This is a genomic window from Rhizobium giardinii bv. giardinii H152 (assembly GCF_000379605.1).
Classification (GTDB): domain Bacteria; phylum Pseudomonadota; class Alphaproteobacteria; order Rhizobiales; family Rhizobiaceae; genus Pararhizobium; species Pararhizobium giardinii.
This window is the reverse complement of record NZ_KB902580.1, coordinates 125,467-143,433: the sequence shown is the minus strand read 5'-3', so window position 1 is coordinate 143,433 and position 17,967 is coordinate 125,467. Positions and strand designations below refer to the sequence as shown.

Genomic DNA, 17,967 nt, shown 5'->3' with positions numbered 1-17,967 from the left:
GGCCTCAAGGAATCTTGCGCAGAAGCGCGAGCAGGACGGGTACACCCATGAGGGCAGTGACGACACCGATCGGGACCTCTTCGGCCCCCCCGGCAAGACGGCCAATCAAATCGCCAAGCGTGACGATGACTGCGCCGAGGACGATGGTGAGCGGAAGGACCAACGGGAAATGCCGTCCGGCGAGAAACCGCGCCAGGTGAGGCACGATAAGGCCGACGAACACGATCGGCCCGACCGCGCCAACCGCGCTTGCGGCGAGCGCGCAGGACACGAGCAGGACCAGGGAAAACTGCCGTCGATAGGAAAGTCCGAAGGAGCGCGCCACGGTCGCGTCGAACCGGAGAAGGATAAGCGGGCGGTAGATCAGGGGAAGCATCGCGAGACCGACCACGGTGAACGGCAGCAGGAAGAGTGCGTGATCCCAGGTGCGGGCATAGAGGCTACCGGACATCCATTCAAGGATGATCTCGATCCGGGCCGAGCCCCAACCGGCGATGAGGCCGATGGCGAGGGCGTGCATGACGGCTCCGACAGCAATGCCGCAGAGTGTGATCCTGAGCGGACTGAGGTCGAGGCGAAGGGCTAGGAGATAGATGATGCCGCCTGCAAACATCCCACCTACCATTCCGGCCGGCGGCAGCCAAGCGATCGGCAGCTCGTTGACTGAATGGGAATTCGGATTGGCGAGATAGACCGTGAACAGTAAAAACATCGTCACCGTCAAGGTGGCCCCTTGTGAGACGCCCATCAGCGAAGGATCGGCGAGCGGATTGCGGGTAATGGTTTGAAGAAGCAGGCCTGCCAACGCGAACTGAACTCCCGCGAGAATGCCCGTCACGATCCTTGGCAACCTTATGTCGAATATGATCGAGCGCGCTTCCGGCGAACCGCTCCCGGTCAGCGCCGACAGGACGTCGCGTGCGGGAACGTCGACGATCCCAAGAAACACCGCAGCCAGGAAGGAAATCAACACGAGCGTCACCGCGGCTGGAAGGACCCACGGACTTGGCTGGCCGATCGCTGAAGCCTTTGTGCTCATGGAGCCTCGCTCCTGAAATCCAGCCTGCCGCGCTGGATGAGGTAAACGAAGATGGGTCCACCGAGAAGTGCGGTGATGATACCGACCGGAAGCTCCTTGGGAATGGCGATCGTACGGGCGATCAAGTCCGCTGTCGTTACGATCAGCGATCCTATGGCCGCAGCCAGTGCGATTTCCCAGCCGGTGCCGCGTGGTCGCAGAAGACGGGCAATATGTGGCGCGGCCAATCCGACAAAGGCGACCGGTCCTGCGATCGGAGCGACCCCGGCAACCGGGCAGATGCCAAGGACGAGCAGAACAGGTTTCCAAAATCCCAGCTGGACTCCCATGCCGGCGGCGGACCGGTCGTCGAGGGAAAACATCGCAATCACGCGATAAAGGACCAAAGCTCCCAGCACACCCGACAATACCCAGGGTAACATCTGGAGCAGATTGGCCCACGACCGACCTGAAAATCCGCCCACCAGCCAGAACAACAGCGCCGTGGATTGCGGCCCGGCAAACAGCAGAACGTAGATCGTGATCGCCCCCAAGAAGAGCGAGACGCTTACACCCCCGAGCGCCAGATGCAGCGGATGGCCAGTGCCGCCGCGTGCGACCCAGAAGGTCACCGTTGCTGCGGCAAGCCCCCCAGCCAGCCCAACAAATGGGTAGAGGTGTCCGGAAACCGACGGAAAGAAAACGAAGCAGGTGACGATAGGTGCGACCGCCCCAGCGGTAACGCCTGTGATGCCGGGATCAGCGAGTGGGTTCCGCGTCAGCGATTGGAGGATATAGCCCGAGACTGCAAGACCCGCTCCAGCGGTTGCGGCAGCCAGACTCCTTGGCAGCCGGAGCGTCCAGACCAGGATCGACTCGATCTTACCGTCAGGGGCAGCGAGAACCCGGAGGACGGCCTCTATCGAGAGCATTTTCGCGCCGGGCAAGAGCCCGGCGACGATGATCAAGACTGTCGCGACGACGATGAGGCCGACTGCTATCGAGGATTTCCGGGCGTCCATCGTCGCGATCTACTTGTCAGTTCAGGACCTCGGCCGGAATGAGCTTCGCGGCTTCGGCCCGGACGTCCACTTTCGGGAAAACATCGGGATAGAGGTAGTGAGCGGCTTCGCGCAACATGATTTCGCGGGCGATCGGACCGTTGGTCTCGACCCACTGGTCGCCGACATAGAAGACCCTGTTGTTCTTGACCGCGGTGAGCTGGCTCCAGATCGGGTTGTTCTCGTGCGGGCGATCGGGACCGTAATCATAGATGAACAGGACTTCCGGGTCCCTTTCGAGCATCGTTTCCAGGCTGAGATCGATGCCGAACTCGCCGCCCGGCGTCATGGCGCCTGCGATATTCTTACCGCCGATGGCATTGACGATGGACGCGGAGGTGTTTTCGTCATGGAATGCGAACGGCACTTCGCCGCCCCACATGATCGCATAGCGGGGGTGCACGTCCTTCGGAGCCTTGGCGGCGATCTCTGCCAGATGCGCACGGAATTCCTTGTTCAATTCGATACCGCGCTCGGGCTTGCCAAGAATCTTCGACAGGGCCTCGATTTCCTTGTCGCTGCCCTCGAGCAGTTCCATGTTCCAGGCGACGTAAGACGCGATCTTCTCAAGCTGCGGCGCGTTGCCGACGGTATAGCGGCGGATCGCGACAATCAGGTCCGGCTTAGCTTCCGAGAGCAGTTCAAGGTTCGGCTTGGCGCGCTGGCCGATCTGTACCATGTCCTTGGTGAGACCGAGCAGAAACTCGGGCGGGCGGCCATCGACCATGTAGGTGCTGGCTACCGGTTTGATACCGAGCGCAAGCGCGACATCGTCACCAAAGTACGAGATCGAGGCGATTCGCTTCGGCTGCGCCGGAACCTGAACTTCGACGCCGCGGTCGTCGGTCACCTTAACCGTGGCATCAACGGCGAGTGCCGGAACGGTGACAAGCGTGGTGCAGGCTGCAAGCAGTCCTGACAGCACGATGCGCCGGCTCGACAGCGCAAAATCAAAAGACATGGTTCTCTCCCTATATTTGATCAGCAAGGACAGTGACGCCGCGCTCGCGGCACATGCCGTTGCAAGAAATGCATGCTGCGCCTTGGCGCGGCACAGCCGGACGAGTTTCGGATTTCGTTCATCAATCTGAGACTTCCCGGATCATTCTTGTCAGTTCGGTAAATTGTGGATAGATACAGTCAAGTTAATTGCAAGCGAAAGATTCTCACGCCGGCATGAGGAATTCTCAATCCGATCCCAAACTGCCTCCGTTGGCTACGCTACCCGCGTTCTCGATCGCGGCGCGCACGGGTAGCCTGACACTCACCGCGCGGGAATTGCACCTCACACCGGGAGCGATCAGCCGGCAGATCAAATCGCTTGAGAACGCTCTTGGCATCCAGCTCTTCCATCGCAGGCACAACGCAATATTGCTCACCGATGCGGGCCGGCAGTATCTTACCCATGTCAATGCAGCTCTCGCCACCATCGACAATGGCACTCGCGCACTCCTGCCGGATCGCGTGCGCATGATGGTACAGGCTCCGATCACCATTGCCCGGCGATGGCTTATTCCGAGGCTTGGCTCTTATCTGACGGAGAACCGGAACGTCGACCTCAACATCCAATCACTTGCCCTCGGTGCCAGCGACGTTCCCGATATTACGATTACCTACAGCCGAGGCTCCGATGAAGCGCGGTTTCCCTCTGCCTTTCTCCTCGACAGAACGGTTGCCGTCTGCTCGCCGCTCCTGCTCGGCCGGGCTGTCGCATCGATAAACCCCGAGGCGCTGCTTGATCTGCCTGTCCTACTTGATACCGCGGACGCATGGTCATGGCGGCGCTGGTGCAATGCTGCAGATATCGCATTCCGGCCGAATGGCGGCAGTATCACTTTCGACACGGATGAGGCATCGATCGATGCATGCTTGACCGGCCTCGGGATAGGCCAGGCCAGCCCGTCCCTGATCGAGCGGGAGTTGAGGGAAGGGCAACTCATCGTGCTTTGCCCGCATATCAACCCGATTGTCGGTGCGTATGAGATTTCTGGACCCATGCCCAATCGCATGGCCGACCGGTTCAATCAATGGCTCTTGACGTGGCGGGAGACCTGATCGGATGCCTATCCCATGGCGATCCATGTCTACATGTGCTCGAAAGGGCGAGGATACCCCACCCCCCAACTTCTTTTCCATTTAATCCTCCACAGCGTTCGATTGTGTTTTTAGGACCGAGCTGCGAGAGAGAACGGTAATTGGTTGGGGGGAGAACTTGCCCCCCGCGGAGATTGTCCGCTCCTTGCGCGTAAAGCGGAAGACAAACGACATTCGTTCCCGATCTGTGCTCGCAGGATCAGATAATACCTCCTGTGGGAACCGAATGGGGTTCCAGATCGTGCACGGGTTTACCCTGACTAGTTTCGCCGCTGCAATGCAGAGTTTCACCGTCAGCCGCCGTTTCGATACTGCTCACCACATCAATATTTCGGAAGAACGAGATCCCCTTGGGGGTCAACACGATCAGTGGCGCTCGAGTGCCTTGGCCGATGAGCGTCATTTTCACGAAGAGTACGCAAATTCTGCGTGCGTGCCGCTTACACGCGCTGGCCTCCCAAGACCGACCCGTTTGAATGGCAACGATTCACCAGGAGCAAAGCCTTTTTGCCGGTCATTTGATCGCTCCCGCGACGCACTGCGTGTTTCGTTGGCAGAACGTCGCGAGATGCGGTCTGAAACGTATGCGGTGCGTATCATCCTCTATATGTGCAGTGCAGCAAGGTAATGCAAACGCTTTCACCTGCCGTCTCGCAAAAGACAACAGGCGGTATATATCCAACGAACGCCGCTCCGACATCGATTGGCAATACAGAAGGAAACGTCATGCTCGATCAGTTTGCTGCAATTGGTGTTTCCTTCGACTTGGTGCCCCATCTTGGCGCGCTCATAGCGGCCTACCTGCTGGCACTACCGATCGGTTGGGACCGTGAAAAGAGCGAGCGTAGCGCGGGATTGCGGACGTTCCCGCTTGTGGCCATCGCAAGCTGCGGGTTCATTCAGGCGACGGAAAACCTGACCGTTGGAAGTCCGGAGGCCACCGCCCGCATTGTCGAAGGTTTGATCACCGGCATGGGGTTCATTGGCGGCGGTGCGATCCTTGTCGTAAAGAACGCTGTGAGAGGAACGGCCACCGCAGCCAGCCTGTGGGCGACTGGAGCCACCGGAACGGCGGTCGGCCTTGGCGCGTACGACATCGCAGTCGTCCTGTCGATCATGACGTTTCTGACGCTTCGCGTCATGACCAACCTTAAGCCGACGGAGGATGTAGATGGAAAGACCGACTAGCGCAGGACTAGACTGGTGGTTGATGTCGGCTGCGCGCACTCGAGCGTCTGCTCTACCGGCATCAATGTTTCCGGCTACGTTTTTCAAGCACCTGCGTTGATGCAGTGGTTGAGATTTCCAGGTGGTCTGGGTCGATATTCACGTAGCCGCGGCGCGTTCCACAAACCGCTCCGCCGTCGGCGAAAACCTCGACGATTCCGAAGTCATGAAACAGACGAAGGTCCTTCGCCTCGCCGAGCTCCGCCACATAGTGGATTGAGCCATCGTCCTGGGCGAGGCGAACCGAAAGGATTCCGTCGGCGACGCTCACCTCGAAAGCAAGCTCGCCATCTTTAGTCGCGACAAGCTTGCTGCCTTCGAGCGGCCCGGTAAGCCGGATTTCAATGGGAGCTTTCGGCAGCGAGTATTGGCCACTTTGGTCTGACTCAATTACCGGGTCAGCGGCATAGTGCTCGTCGACTTCGATCACTGGCAGCATGAGCAGCTTATTCTTGTCTTTGCTCAGGCTTAAGACGCGCGGCAGGGACATCTCCCCGGAATAGGATGAACCCTCGGGCTTGCGGTATTCCCAGTTAAAGAGCCAGGCAAACGCGATCTGGCGCCCTCCCGCATCGAAACTCTGCATCGCGTAGTAGTCGGTTCCAAAATCCAGCAGTTGCAGTTCCGGTGTGTCGGGCACGAAGCAGTCCTCGATAAACTCACCAATGAGGGCATAGAGGAGATTGTGCCGCCGGGTTCGTGGCTCGACATGACCAACAAATCCCATCACCAGAACCCACTTATCCTCTAGCTGGAAGAAATCCGGGCATTCGACCGCACGTGCGCCTTCTTGGCGGAAGTTAACCGGCGCACGGTAGAGCGGCCCGAGATATTGCCATTCAAGGCAATCGCCGGAGCCGAACAACAAGACCGCGGGATCGCCCTCGATCGATGCGCCGAGTATCATGCGATAGCCGTTGGCTGCGTCGTCCCACCAAACCTTTGGATCGCGGAAGTCGTGCTCGACCCCGTCGGGGCGCTGCTCCAACACCGTCACAATGCCTTCCGCCTTGATCATTCGCCGATCTGGGCGCGCTATTTTTTGAATTTCCCGGTAACCCTTGAAAAGGTCATAGGCGGGAAGGCGCTCGGTGTAAAAGAACATCAAGCTCCCATCTCGATCCCGAAAAGCGTTGCCGGAGAATGCGCCTCCTGTGGCGCCGAGGCGCCACAGGTTCTGTTCTGGATGCAGAAATACCGGCATGTGAAGCCAATCAACCAGATCGTGGCTGGTCGCATGTCCCCAGTGCATCGGTCCCCATTCAGAGCCGCTGGGATGGAATTGAAAAAAAAGGTGCCATAGCTTGCCGATCTTGCAGAGACCTACGGGGTCGTTCATCCAATGCCGGATTGGCGAGAAATGAAGCACAGGACGATCCGGATCAGACCGAAGCCAATCTTCAATTTCCGCACCGGTGCGTTGAAGAATCCCTTTTTCCGAAAAATCAAACACTGTCACACCGGTCTCGTTCACGGTTTGGGGCTGATACCCATAGGCCCAAAGAACAGCGTCCGGCGCATTGGTGACAATGGTGACCTCGCAAGCTTCCCTGTGGTGATACTTGAAAAACTCCGGATGGATGGGAAATGACCGAGCCTCCCAAACCGTTTTCCCATCAATGTTGAAACGGAAAAAGCCGTCGCCCGCGGCCCAAAATTCCAAGCAGTACCCCGAGGGGAGGAAGAGGTTTTGCTTCATCCACGGGCCATTTTCCCGTTCCATTTGGTTCGTCATGAACACAACTCCGAATATTCGCTGAATGTTCGACAGACGGTCGGTCTAGCTAACGCTCGGTCGACACTGAAACCGTGCCGACTAACGCCCAGGAACTGGAGTGCCCCTAAACGCATTCATTGTTTTGTCCATCTCAACTTGTTCGTCATTGCCTGAATCCAGAACTATATTCCGTACAGACCTCTTTTGTACAAGTACTGTTGTAACATCGAGCGCCTTCAAATTGGTAGTTGAAAGCAATGCACCTACTTGTGTTGAAAAACAGGCACTGTTTGGCGCATCATTGATTTGAGCTATTTCCGTTGTGGCGACAATGTGATTATTGGCTATGTAGTTTCCACTACCGGAAACCACATTAATTATCACTGGCTTTACGGCGTTTGGTTTAATATATTGAGTATCTATGCTTTCCGAGATGTGGTTCGCAATTACTGAATTGTTGCTGCCATCAATTTGCAAGAGTCCGAACAGATCATCCAAGCCGTTATCGTACTTTTGCATGGGCGCCCATGGCTCGCTATCTCGCATAAAGTGATTTGAAGAAACCAGGTTTTCGCAGCAATTAGCAGCAAACACCAACATTCCTGGATAAAAGGAATGGAATCTATTTCCTGTGACCGAGGAACGCACCACGCCGGAAAAATAGATACTGCTGGATCCTCGAGGGAATACGTTGTTTGAGGATACGAGAATGCCCCCATAGTTTTCAGCGTAAATGGAATGTCCCTTATATCCGGCTCCGACAAAATTATTTGCTATTCTTGAGGCCTGCCCCATACCTTTCAATTCGATACAGTTGCCGCACTCCGCAATGAAATTGTTATCTATCGCCAGCGCATCTGCATCATGAACAGTCACTCCATGCTCCAGATAGATGAGTCCCATCCCCGTTATTCGGAACGAGTCATTGGCGCTGCCTACATAGATACCTGTTTTGCCATTCTTGTATGTATTTTCTGCATCATTTTGCCCAGAACCATCGTCAATGAAGTGCAGGCCATCGATGCAAAAGTCAGCAAACTCCACAGAGCTTAGACGAGGATTTCCCGAACGCTTGACATAGAACGCCGCCCCGGCAGCCTCATCGTCGAAGGCCTCTGGAGAAATGTCCACAAGTATGCGACTTCCGCCCGGCCACACTTCACGCCAGTGTGCCAGCTCGTTTGCGGGTGTATTGAAACGGATGCTCGAAGACGTAAAACCATGTCCAGAGCCCACAATTTTCAGATAGCTCACGTCTATGACAACCTGAGTGGCAAGACGATAATCGCCTGGCGGTATATAAATAACTGCTCCAGGTTTTCCGCCATCATTTAGATCGGAAACTGCTTGCCTGCTTTTAATATCCGTAATGATGCCATTGATGACCGCTCCAACATCCTCGTAGGGGTTCCCTACGGAATACTTTGTTACGTCGTAACAGTTCTCATTAACCATTGTTAATCTCTCCGAGGACATATCTTACTCTACAGCGAGAGTAGACTGATGTTTTTGATTGGCTTATGTGCTGGCAAGCCGTCTGGGGAAATGAGCTCGAGCAGCTCTTTTCCCTGCCATCACCAGATGCTCGTACGGGTGTCCGGTTCAAAGAAGTGAAGTTCTTCGGCATCGACAGCGATGCGCGCGATGTCACCCGTGCGTACTGTGCTCTTCGGAGAAAAACGGGCTACAGCAGCTTTTTCGTCGCTGATGTCGGCGACGGCATCCGGGTCGCCAGCATTCACCCTGGGTGCGTCGATATTCAGATGCACCATAGATTCAGAACCTAGCGCCTCAACAAGAGTGACCGGGGCCGAGATCTCGGCCGAAGAAGGCCGTATTGCGGCGTCGTTCATGTGCTCGGGCCGAATACCGACAATGACCTGACGGTTAGACACACCGTTGAGCAAGGGGCGGCATTCGAAAACCCGGTCAGGGATTTCGAAAAGGTTGCTGCCCAAAGTCAGCGTCCTTCCATTCAGAACTGCCTCGTACAAGTTCATCGAGGGCGATCCGATAAAGGCGGCGACAAAGATATTGTCAGGGCGATTGTACAGGTTTTGCGGTGTGTCGACTTGTTGAAGCACGCCGCCTTTCATGACAGCTACACGGTCACCCATCGTCATCGCCTCGACCTGGTCGTGGGTAACGTAAATCGTAGTGACATTCAGTTTTCTTTGGAGGCTGGCGATCTCGGCACGCATCTGCACGCGCAGCTTGGCATCGAGGTTCGACAACGGTTCATCCATTAGGAAGGCCGCTGGTTTGCGGACGATCGCTCGTCCCATGGCGACACGCTGACGCTGGCCTCCTGAAAGGAGTGCCGGCCTGCGGTCGAGCAAAGTCGTCAGTTCGAGGATGCGTGCGGCTTCGTCTACGCGGCTGGCGATCTCTGTCTTCGGCAGACCTGCCATCAGCAAGGGAAAGGCAATGTTCTCCCGCACTGTCTTGTGCGGGTAGAGCGCATAAGACTGGAACACCATGGCGATGTCGCGATCCTTGGGATCGACATCGTTGACTAACCTGTCGCCGATCGTGAGTTCACCGCTAGTAATGCTCTCCAGGCCAGCGATCATCCTGAGCGCCGTCGACTTTCCACATCCTGACGGACCGACGAAAACCATGAACTCGCCATCCCTGATGTCGAAGCTCAGATCGTGCAGAGCGTGAAAGCTGTTTCCGTAGACCTTGTTAATATTGCGAAGTTCTATGCCGGCCATGCCTTTGCCTCCCTCATCCCTTTACAGCGCCGAAAGTCAGGCCGCCGACGATCTGTTTTTGAAGTGCGAGCGTTACGATGATGACCGGCAGCGAGTAGAGTACGGCCGCAGCCGTCATCGCCCCCCAGGCAAGCCCATAGACTGAGTTGTATTCGGCGATGACGATCGGCGCGGTCTTGGTCGCCTCGGACGTCAACAGCAGCGCGTAGAGGAACTCGTTCCAGCTTGTGATGAAGGTAAAGAGCGCCGTGACCGCTATCCCCCCTGTCATGACCGGAAGGACAATCTTTCGAAACGCCTGGAATCGTGTGCAGCCATCCATGCGCGCCGCTTCTTCGAGTTCCTTCGGTATCCCCTCGAAGAAGGCGGACATGAGTAGCAGTGCCAGTGGTACCGCGGCCGACGTGTGAGCGAGAACTAGGCCCGGAATTGTATCGAGCAGGCCGAGCGACTTCAAAAGCTGGAAGAGCGGCACTCCGAGCGCCACCGACGGCACCATGCGCGTCACCAGTGCGAAGAGTAGGAAAATGGTAGTGATCCTGCGCCGATACTGCGTGGCAACGTAAGCAGCAGGTACGGCTACTGACAGCGAGAGAGCAGTCGTCAGCACCGCGACGATGAGCGAATTGATGAAGGCTCTCGGCAAGGTTGAAGATCGCATCACTTCGCGAAAGTTCTCGAATGAGACGACAGCGGGAAAGAAGCTTGGCGGGATCTGCTGGACATCGGCCGCCGGCTTTATGGAGGTCATCAGGAGATAAATGTAAGGCAGAGCGTACGATAGCACCAGTACGAGGGCTGCCGCGTTGATCAGGATTGCGCTGACATTGAGGCGGGGCGCACTATGCATGTACCGGCCTCCATATCTTCCAATAGGCGACTGCCGCCAAACCCATCATGACGATAAGAAACAACGTTCCAGACGCGGAAGCCTCGCCCAGATCGCCGAACCGAACCATGCGCTGGTAGATGTTCATCGAGAACACCTCGGAAGCATGACGGGGACCACCCTGTGTCTGTATCCAGATCAAGTCGAATGTCTTTGCAGCATCCACGCCCCGTACGATCACGACGACGGCGATTACCGGCCGCATCAGCGGAAGAGTGACATGCCAGAAGCGCTTGAGCGCATTTGCCCCGTCGATCCGTGCTGCCTCAAGCAGATCCTTTGGGATGTTCGTCAGCCCGGCATAGGACACAAGGGCGACAAAGGAGGTCGTCAGCCAGATGTCGGCAAAGGAAACAGAATAGATGACGATATCTTCGCTGGACAACCATGCGATCGCGTCTGGATCGCTTATAAGACCCAAACGGGCGAGCCCGTAGTTTAGAATGCCGATATTGCCAACGAGCAGAAATCGCCACAGTAGACCCCCGACGATAGGGGGAACCATCAACGGCAGAGCGAAGATCGTGCGATGCCACCGCGATTGACCGGCAAGCGCCGAAAAGAGCAGCGCCGCACAGAAGCCAAACGTAAATTCGAAGAACAGCGCAAAGACCGAATACTGAACGGTCCGCAAAGCACTTTCCAGGACACGTTTCGAAGTCAAGGCATCGAAATAGTTCTGCAGGCCGACCCATTCGCGTATATGGGGCGTAATCGTATCGACCTTGAAAAAGGAGTCGAATACCAGCAGCCCTACCGGATAAGCGACCAGCACGCCGAGGATGGCGACTGCAGGCGCGAGCATGCAAAGTACAAATCGGTCTTCATCCGACATGTCCGTCTCCGAAAGCTAGGGACGCGGGTGACATATCCTCCCCGCGATGCTGAGGAAGGTCCGAGGTTAGTTGAGAATTTCCTCGATCGTTTCCTTGGCTTCCGTCAAGACTTCACCGACATCTGCCTGACAGGTAAGTGCCTGCTGGACGGCGGGCAGCACAGCTTCGTCGACTATCTCTTGGTATTTCTCGTTCATTGGCCGACCTCGCGTCGCGGGAGCACTCAGCGTCTGTAGAAGCGGGGTGAAATGTTCATAACCGGGCTTGCCCGCGTAGCTGCGATACGCGGAGTTCGTCGCGGCGAGGCCGAGCGGCGCTTCGATGCCCAAGGCGTTATTGGCGATAGCAAACGCGATGAACTTTTTGGCGGCGTCCTTGTGCTGCGAGGTCGATGGGACGACGTTGTACCAGGGCCCTGGAATGGCTGCGATTCCAGCATCGCCAGCCAACATCGGCGCGACACCGACCTTACCGCTGATCTTGGAGTCCGGAGGCGTCATCTTGTAGGCGTGACCCCAGAATTTCATCATTGCGGTCTTGCCCTGGTAGAACAGGTTCTGCGCTTCGCCCCAGCCGATTTCGTTGACGTTTTCCGGGACGGAATGATCGATACAATGCGGCGATATGTAGAACTCGAGCGCCTTTTTGTGCCCCTCATTGTCGATAATGACCTGCCCATCCTTGTCGAGGATCACACCGGGCGACCCCGCTTGCAGCACATGCGCCATCCATTCCTCGGAAAAGGTACCGATGGTGTCGGTGCCCCAGAAATCGATCTTGCCGTCACTGTCGGTGTCACGGGTGAAGAATTTTGCGATGTCGCGCCATTGCTGCCAGGTCGTAGGAGGAGCAAGGGGATAGCCATACTTTGCCTGGAACACCTCCTTTTCCTCCGCTTTGTCGAAGAGGTCCCTGCGATAGAAGATGATCTCGGCGTTTGCCCATCCGGGCATGCCGATCAATTTGTCACGGACCTTTGCGTCTGCAAGTAAAGCCGGCGGTAGGTCTGCACGAATCGCGTCAGTGAAAAGAGGTGAGAGGTCCTCGACATGGTCTGCAAACTTCGCATTCCACACAACATCAATTGTCACCACGTCGAAGGCGGATGAACCGGAAGCGATCTCGGCCGAGAACTTGTCAAAGACACCTTGATAGGGGACGACGGTGAAGTTCACCTGGATGCCGGTCTCGGCGGTAAACTTCTCGGCGACTGCCTTCTGCAGCATTTCGCCGCCGCCTTCCACCAGGATGTTGATGGTTTCGGCCCTGGCGGAAGCCGCCATGAAAACAAGCGCGAGTGCGCTGGTACCAAGTATTTTCCTCATCGATTCCTCCCGTTTGGCTCGTTGCGTTTGCGTTGAGCTCCTTCTTGGTGCGAAGGTAGTCCTCGTATGACGACGTTGTCAATATTGGATGTCGACGTTGTCATAAAAATATGTCGACGTTGTCATGCGTCTCGTTTAAAACAAATCTGGACAAGGAGATTTTGCGGACATGGTGAGCATCGTCAGCGTCGCGAAAGTGGCGGGGGTATCGAACAAAACTGTCTCAAGGGTGATTAACGGCGAACCTTATGTGACTGAGGAAACAAGGGAGAGGGTAGAAAAGGCCATTCGAGACCTCGGATACGTGCCGAACATGGCGGCACGCCTCATCCGCTCAAGTCGCTCCAACACATTTGGCATCATCACCGATTATGTATCGACCACGCCTTACTCGGTGGATATCGTTCGCGGAGTCCAGGATTGGGCAAATGCGAACGGAAAGACCATCCTGATGGCAAACACGGGCGGGGCGTCCGAGCGCGAGGCGGAAATTTGGAAGATGTTCCAATCCCATCGCATCGACGGTGTTCTCTATGTAACGATGTTTCATCGCATCGTCGACCCCGTAACCGGCGATGTGAGCATCCCCACGGTGATGATCAACTGCAGGCCTCAAACGAACGAACTGTTACCGTCGATCGAGCCTGATGACTACCAGGGCGCGCAAGATCTTACCCGCTATCTGCTTAGCAGGGGCCATCGAAAGATCGGCTACATCCGGCTGAATCCCATCTTGTTGGGCGCGCAACTGCGCCTCGAGGCCTTCCGTAAAACCGCTGGAGACTTTGGCCTTGCAGAGAGCGACCTGAGTATCCGTCTGGGCATGGAAGGACCGGTTGGAGCGGAGAAGAACTACGTTTTTGCCGTTGCGACAGAGATGCTACAACAAAGGGATCGACCTACTGCAATCATGAGCGGCAATGACGAAATGACCATCCAAATCTACATCGCGGCAATGGCATTGGGTCTCCGCATCCCCGAGGATGTCAGTATTGTCGGCTTTGACGATTTCCGGACGGTTTCCCTGGCGCTGAAGCCGGAACTGACCACTGCGGCCTTGCCCTATTACGATTTAGGTCTAGAAGGGGCGGAATTGTTGAATAGCGTCGTGGCGGGAAGCAAGGCTCGCCCGAGCAGTCGCGTCGTGCCCTGTAAACTGGTCGAGCGAACATCAGTTTGCTCCTTATAATTTGATTTCCAGAATGAGAACGCCTGGTCCAGCGAGCAATTGGCCTGATTTCCAGCAAAATTTTTCAGGTTACCTTTGGTTAATCTTTCGCGAATTGAACGGTTGACACCGGTTCCAATCCGAGCGGCGACACTCGACTGGGAGGCGGGGTCATCGCCGCGCATCACAAGCGCGACAGGCGAGCGTCACCTCGGATGTCAACGCATGGCGCCGCAGCAACCGGTCTTTCCACCAGATGCTGATTTCGGCCTGCGGGTCACGCGTGCTGATGCAGACCCGCGCTTACGTTTTCGACAAGTACCTGCGCTATCAGATGATCGCGCTGGCCTTTCGCCCTTGGCCTCGCGCCCTGAGCACCGGGCGTTGAAGGAGGCTGCGCTGAGCCCTGATATAGAAACCGCGATACGGCTGCTGCGCCACCACATCAATGCCGGGGTCGAGCATGCCCGGTCAGTTAGCACGCTGCGTATCTGGGTATGATCAATCGGATTTCGGACTGGAGCTGCAAGTCATCCCGTCAGTGCAGGCCGCCAACCCCGAGCAGGGTTTCCACCGCATGCCGGTCGACGGACAGCGCAGCGGGTGTGCCGCTCCATGCAATACGGCCACGCTCGAGAATGATGACCTCTTCTGCGAAATCGAGTGCGCTCTGGATGCGCTGCTCGACGAGCAGGATTGTCATCGCGCCGGACGCCGCAAGCGTGCTGAAGGCGGCCATCAGTTCCTCGCAGATGACGGGGGCAAGCCCTTCCAGCGGCTCGTCGAGCAAAAGCACGGAGGGTTGGCCGAGAATGGTGCGCGCCGTCGTCAGCATTTGCTGCTCGCCGCCGGAAAGTTGCGAGCCGAAGTTCCTGCGGCGCTCTTTCAGGCGCGGAAACATGGTGTAGGCCTCCTCGATGGCGGCGCGTGGCCGTGCCTTCAGGCCGACAAAGAGATTTTCCTCGACTGTCAGCGTCGGAAAGACATCGCGTGACTGTGGCACATAGCCCAGGCCTTTGTGCGCGCGAGAGGCGCTGTCTATGCCCTCAATCGATGCGCCGTCGAGACGGATTTCACCCCCGTATCGTTTTGTCTGGCCGGCGAGCGTGGCAAAGAGCGTCGACTTGCCCATGCCGTTGCGGCCGAGCACCGCAAGGCGCCGGCCGGCGGGGGCCGAGAAGGATATATCCTCCAAGACGCGCGTCGGGCCATAGCCTGCGGACAGGCCGGAAATTTCAAGCGACGCTGCGGGCATCGGCATAGCTCCCGAGATAGGCCTGGCGGACGCGGGCATCCTTCGTCACGGCATCCGGCGATCCGTCAAAGATGATCTCGCCCGCCGCCAGCACGACGACACGCTTTGCGAAGCGGAAGACGAGGTCCATGTCATGCTCGATCATAAGCACGGCGAGATCGGAGGGCAGGTCGGCGATCGCCTGCTCGATCCGGGCGGTGTCGCTTTGCGGCACTCCGGCTGCCGGTTCGTCGAGCAGCAGCACCTTCGGCTTCAGCGCCAGCGCCAGCGCGAGTTCCAGCAGGCGCTGCTGGCCGTAAGCAATCTCGCTGACCCGGTGGCGGGCAAGATGGGCGATGCCGAGCCGTGACAGAAGCGCGTGGCCTTCCTGCATGACATCCGGCATGGCGCGGTGGCTGGCAAACATTCTTCCCGAACGCCCCTCGCGCTGTAGGATAGCGAGCGCCACATGCTCTTCCGGGGTCATTTCGGGAAACAGCCGGGTGACCTGGAAAGAACGCACGAGGCCGCGGCGCACGCGCTGCGTCGGGCCAAGACGCGTCACGTCCTCGCCGCAGAGCATGACGCTCCCGGCGTTTGGCAAAATATTGCCCGTGACAAGGTTGACGAAGGTAGTCTTGCCCGCTCCGTTCGGTCCGATCAGCGCCACCCGGTCGCCCGGTGCCATGGACAATGAAACGTCGTTGGTGACGACAAGACCGCCGAACGTCTTCTTCAGGTTTCGGACGTCGAAAATCGCGGTCATGGGTTCTTCCTCCCGCGGTGTTCAAAATAGGAAGCCAGCGAGCCGTAGAGGCCCTTGGGCGCGAAGAGCACGACAGCGATCAGCAGCGCGCCGACGATGGTAAGCCAGTGGAACGGGTTTGCGGCCGAGACCACATCCTCGAACCACAGGAAAGCGAGGGTGCCGATCAGCGCGCCGTAGAGCGAACCGGTGCCGCCGAGCACGAGCATGACCATCGCTTCGGCCGACAGCGTGAAGGACAGGCTGTCGAGACCAACGACCTGTGTGGAAATGGCATTGAGCGCGCCGCCGGCCCCGGCCACCGCGCCGGAGATGATGTACATCCTGACCAGCGTCCCGTGCACCGAACCACCCATGGCCCGGATGCGCACGGGATCCTGACGGATGCCGCGGCACAGCATGCCGAAGGGCGAGCGGACGATCTGGCGGAGCAGGACGAAGACCACGATGAGCAGCACGATGCCGAAGACATAGGCTGTGCGGCCCCACAGATCGAATTGCCACAGGCCGAAGACCGCATCGGGCATGATGCCGGCAAGGCCATCGCTGCCCCCAGTCCAGCCGGACGCCTTGTTGGCCGCCTCGTGGGCGAGATGGATGATGGCGATGGACAATACGAGTTGCGGCAGGCCGTGCGCGCGCAGCACTACGACCCCGGAGACGAGGCCCGCAATCGAGCCCGCGATAATGCCGACGGCGAGCATGGCGATCGGGTCGGCAATGCCGAAATGCGCCGCCGCGATGGCCGCGCCATAGGCACCGGCACCAAACAGTGCGGCATGGCCGAGCGTGGCGACGCCGCAATAGCCGGTGACGAGATCGAGCGACAGCACAAGCAGCGCGATCGCAGTGATCCGCGTCAGGAGAGCAAGGTTGTTCGGAAAGAGGAAATAGCCCGCTATGCCGAGGGCGAGGATGACGAGCACTCCAATTGCGTCGCGCGTCAGCCTCGCGCGGCGATCGCCGGTCACGGAAAGGGTGTCGGAGCCACTCAGCATCGCCATCACTCCGCCCTTCCGGCAAGGCCGCGAGGGAATAGCCAGACGATGGCGATAACAGCGAGATAGAAGAAGAATTCACCGAATTCCGGCATGAGATAGCGTCCAGTCGTGTCAATGGCGCCAAGCAGCAGGCAGGCCGCAAGCGCGCCGGGAATGGAGCCCGCCCCGCCGACCGAGACGACGACCAGGAAGGTCACCATATAGCGCAGCGCATAGTAGGGCTCAATCGGCAGCAGTTCGGCGCCGACCACGCCGCCGAAAGCCGCAAGGCCGACGGCGACGGCAAAGCTGACGGCATAGACAACCTCGGTCCGCACGCCGAGCGCGGCGGCCATGGCTGCATTGTCGACCGCGGCGCGCATCTTCACCCCGAAGGCGGTACGCTCGATGAAATACCAGAGACCGAGCGCGACGGCCGTGCCGCAGGCGATGACGAAGAGCCGGTGCGCCGAAACGGTGCGGAACCCGAGGCTGATCGGCTGGCGCAACGCATCCGGCGCCGGGATGGTCTTAAGGGTCGGGCCAAAGACATAGTTGGCGATGCCGATGATGCAGAAGGTGATGCCGATCGTCATCAGCACCTGCGTCAGCTCCGACTGGCCGTAGATGCGCCGGTAGAGCAGGCGCTCGACGGGAATGGCGATGAGGATCGTGCCGGCAATCGCCAGCATCACGGCGACGGCATAGGCAAGCCCTAGGTCGCGCGCCGCATAGGAGGCGATATAACCGCCGATCATCGCGAACGCGCCATGGGCAAGGTTGACGACCCGCATCAGCCCCATGGTGACCGAAAGGCCGATGGAGATGACGAAGAGCACCATGCCGTAAGCAAATGCATCGACACCGATGCTGAAGACCGTTTGCATGTTTCCGTTCCGATGCCGTCTATTCAATCCTGCAAGTCAGGCCGGGCC

Annotated in this window: 16 protein-coding genes and 1 pseudogene; 4 read left to right on the top strand and 13 right to left on the bottom strand. The window is 57.9% G+C overall.

Translation table 11 applies throughout. The features are described from left to right. Positions 1-4: 4 nt before the first annotated feature. Genes A3AY_RS0107120 through A3AY_RS0107110 form a run of 3 tightly spaced genes read right to left on the bottom strand, consistent with a single transcriptional unit; the run spans position 5 to position 3,040 of the window. Positions 5-1,039 (bottom strand): FecCD family ABC transporter permease, encoded by a 1,035-nt coding sequence (locus A3AY_RS0107120; protein WP_018324995.1) that lies wholly within the window; start codon positions 1,037-1,039, stop codon positions 5-7. Continuing rightward, positions 1,036-2,040, bottom strand: coding sequence for a FecCD family ABC transporter permease (locus A3AY_RS0107115; RefSeq protein WP_018324994.1), 1,005 nt, complete (start codon positions 2,038-2,040; stop codon positions 1,036-1,038). Before A3AY_RS0107115 ends, A3AY_RS0107120 begins: the two co-directional genes overlap by 4 nt. 16 nt (positions 2,041-2,056) lie before the next feature. Continuing rightward, positions 2,057-3,040: an ABC transporter substrate-binding protein gene (locus tag A3AY_RS0107110; protein WP_018324993.1), complete on the bottom strand. Its 984-nt coding sequence runs from the start codon at positions 3,038-3,040 to the stop codon at positions 2,057-2,059. 215 nt (positions 3,041-3,255) lie between these two features. Between A3AY_RS0107110 and A3AY_RS0107105 the strand changes: the two genes are divergently transcribed. Then, complete coding sequence (locus A3AY_RS0107105; RefSeq protein ID WP_026203197.1) at positions 3,256-4,134, top strand: LysR family transcriptional regulator; 879 nt, start codon at positions 3,256-3,258, stop codon at positions 4,132-4,134. A gap of 765 nt (positions 4,135-4,899) precedes the next feature. Then, positions 4,900-5,361, top strand: coding sequence for an MgtC/SapB family protein (locus tag A3AY_RS0107100; protein WP_018324991.1), 462 nt, complete (start codon positions 4,900-4,902; stop codon positions 5,359-5,361). Positions 5,362-5,422: 61 nt separating this feature from the next. Here A3AY_RS0107100 and A3AY_RS0107095 read toward each other — a convergent pair whose 3' ends face one another. The 6 genes from A3AY_RS0107095 to A3AY_RS0107070 form a co-directional block, all read right to left on the bottom strand. Next, on the bottom strand, positions 5,423-7,099 hold the full coding sequence (locus tag A3AY_RS0107095; protein WP_018324990.1) for a glycoside hydrolase family protein: 1,677 nt from the start codon (positions 7,097-7,099) through the stop codon (positions 5,423-5,425). A 117-nt stretch (positions 7,100-7,216) separates the two neighbouring features. Beyond that, positions 7,217-8,572 (bottom strand): NosD domain-containing protein, encoded by a 1,356-nt coding sequence (locus tag A3AY_RS0107090; protein WP_018324989.1) that lies wholly within the window; start codon positions 8,570-8,572, stop codon positions 7,217-7,219. Positions 8,573-8,691: 119 nt separating this feature from the next. Then, positions 8,692-9,834 carry an ABC transporter ATP-binding protein gene (locus A3AY_RS0107085; protein WP_018324988.1) on the bottom strand — a complete coding sequence of 381 codons (1,143 nt, stop codon included), beginning with the start codon at positions 9,832-9,834 and terminating at the stop codon, positions 8,692-8,694. A 13-nt stretch (positions 9,835-9,847) separates the two neighbouring features. Further along, a complete protein-coding gene (locus A3AY_RS0107080; RefSeq protein ID WP_018324987.1) occupies positions 9,848-10,684 on the bottom strand; it encodes a carbohydrate ABC transporter permease in 837 nt (278 codons plus the stop codon). Continuing rightward, entirely contained in the window at positions 10,677-11,558 is an 882-nt protein-coding gene (locus tag A3AY_RS0107075; RefSeq protein ID WP_018324986.1) for a carbohydrate ABC transporter permease, read from the bottom strand. The genes A3AY_RS0107080 and A3AY_RS0107075 overlap by 8 nt, the downstream gene beginning before the upstream one ends. 66 nt (positions 11,559-11,624) lie before the next feature. After that, the gene (locus A3AY_RS0107070; protein WP_026203195.1) at positions 11,625-12,884 is read right to left on the bottom strand and encodes an ABC transporter substrate-binding protein; all 1,260 of its coding nucleotides are present in this window, start codon (positions 12,882-12,884) and stop codon (positions 11,625-11,627) included. 169 nt (positions 12,885-13,053) lie between these two features. Here A3AY_RS0107070 and A3AY_RS0107065 point away from each other — a divergent pair, with 169 nt between their 5' ends. Next, complete coding sequence (locus A3AY_RS0107065) at positions 13,054-14,073, top strand: LacI family DNA-binding transcriptional regulator (protein ID WP_018324984.1); 1,020 nt, start codon at positions 13,054-13,056, stop codon at positions 14,071-14,073. Between the two features lie 169 nt (positions 14,074-14,242). Next, positions 14,243-14,440 (top strand): annotated as a pseudogene (locus A3AY_RS41370) (FCD domain-containing protein); the annotation flags it as partial. Between the two features lie 150 nt (positions 14,441-14,590). On the opposite strand, the gene A3AY_RS0107055 reads toward A3AY_RS41370, so the two are convergent. From A3AY_RS0107055 to A3AY_RS0107040, 4 genes are read right to left on the bottom strand one after another with little or no spacing between them, the layout of a single operon-like run. Continuing rightward, on the bottom strand, positions 14,591-15,307 hold the full coding sequence (locus A3AY_RS0107055; RefSeq protein ID WP_018324983.1) for an ABC transporter ATP-binding protein: 717 nt from the start codon (positions 15,305-15,307) through the stop codon (positions 14,591-14,593). Then, positions 15,288-16,052 carry an ABC transporter ATP-binding protein gene (locus A3AY_RS0107050; protein ID WP_018324982.1) on the bottom strand — a complete coding sequence of 255 codons (765 nt, stop codon included), beginning with the start codon at positions 16,050-16,052 and terminating at the stop codon, positions 15,288-15,290. Before A3AY_RS0107050 ends, A3AY_RS0107055 begins: the two co-directional genes overlap by 20 nt. After that, complete coding sequence (locus A3AY_RS0107045) at positions 16,049-17,056, bottom strand: branched-chain amino acid ABC transporter permease (protein WP_018324981.1); 1,008 nt, start codon at positions 17,054-17,056, stop codon at positions 16,049-16,051. The genes A3AY_RS0107050 and A3AY_RS0107045 overlap by 4 nt, the downstream gene beginning before the upstream one ends. Continuing rightward, the gene (locus tag A3AY_RS0107040) at positions 17,056-17,919 is read right to left on the bottom strand and encodes a branched-chain amino acid ABC transporter permease (RefSeq protein WP_018324980.1); all 864 of its coding nucleotides are present in this window, start codon (positions 17,917-17,919) and stop codon (positions 17,056-17,058) included. Before A3AY_RS0107040 ends, A3AY_RS0107045 begins: the two co-directional genes overlap by 1 nt. Positions 17,920-17,967 lie beyond the last annotated feature (48 nt).

Coding starts and splice junctions, on each gene's coding strand:
- A3AY_RS0107085 (WP_018324988.1), bottom strand. CDS start 9,834: ATGGCCGGCATAGAACTTCGCAATATTAACAAGGTCTACGGAAACAGC.
- A3AY_RS0107080 (WP_018324987.1), bottom strand. CDS start 10,684: ATGCATAGTGCGCCCCGCCTCAATGTCAGCGCAATCCTGATCAACGCG.
- A3AY_RS0107115 (WP_018324994.1), bottom strand. CDS start 2,040: ATGGACGCCCGGAAATCCTCGATAGCAGTCGGCCTCATCGTCGTCGCG.
- A3AY_RS0107090 (WP_018324989.1), bottom strand. CDS start 8,572: ATGGTTAATGAGAACTGTTACGACGTAACAAAGTATTCCGTAGGGAAC.
- A3AY_RS0107110 (WP_018324993.1), bottom strand. CDS start 3,040: ATGTCTTTTGATTTTGCGCTGTCGAGCCGGCGCATCGTGCTGTCAGGA.
- A3AY_RS0107100 (WP_018324991.1), top strand. CDS start 4,900: ATGCTCGATCAGTTTGCTGCAATTGGTGTTTCCTTCGACTTGGTGCCC.
- A3AY_RS0107105 (WP_026203197.1), top strand. CDS start 3,256: ATGAGGAATTCTCAATCCGATCCCAAACTGCCTCCGTTGGCTACGCTA.
- A3AY_RS0107055 (WP_018324983.1), bottom strand. CDS start 15,307: ATGCCCGCAGCGTCGCTTGAAATTTCCGGCCTGTCCGCAGGCTATGGC.
- A3AY_RS0107070 (WP_026203195.1), bottom strand. CDS start 12,884: ATGAGGAAAATACTTGGTACCAGCGCACTCGCGCTTGTTTTCATGGCG.
- A3AY_RS0107045 (WP_018324981.1), bottom strand. CDS start 17,056: ATGGCGATGCTGAGTGGCTCCGACACCCTTTCCGTGACCGGCGATCGC.
- A3AY_RS0107050 (WP_018324982.1), bottom strand. CDS start 16,052: ATGACCGCGATTTTCGACGTCCGAAACCTGAAGAAGACGTTCGGCGGT.
- A3AY_RS0107120 (WP_018324995.1), bottom strand. CDS start 1,039: ATGAGCACAAAGGCTTCAGCGATCGGCCAGCCAAGTCCGTGGGTCCTT.
- A3AY_RS0107040 (WP_018324980.1), bottom strand. CDS start 17,919: ATGCAAACGGTCTTCAGCATCGGTGTCGATGCATTTGCTTACGGCATG.
- A3AY_RS0107095 (WP_018324990.1), bottom strand. CDS start 7,099: ATGAAGCAAAACCTCTTCCTCCCCTCGGGGTACTGCTTGGAATTTTGG.
- A3AY_RS0107075 (WP_018324986.1), bottom strand. CDS start 11,558: ATGTCGGATGAAGACCGATTTGTACTTTGCATGCTCGCGCCTGCAGTC.
- A3AY_RS0107065 (WP_018324984.1), top strand. CDS start 13,054: ATGGTGAGCATCGTCAGCGTCGCGAAAGTGGCGGGGGTATCGAACAAA.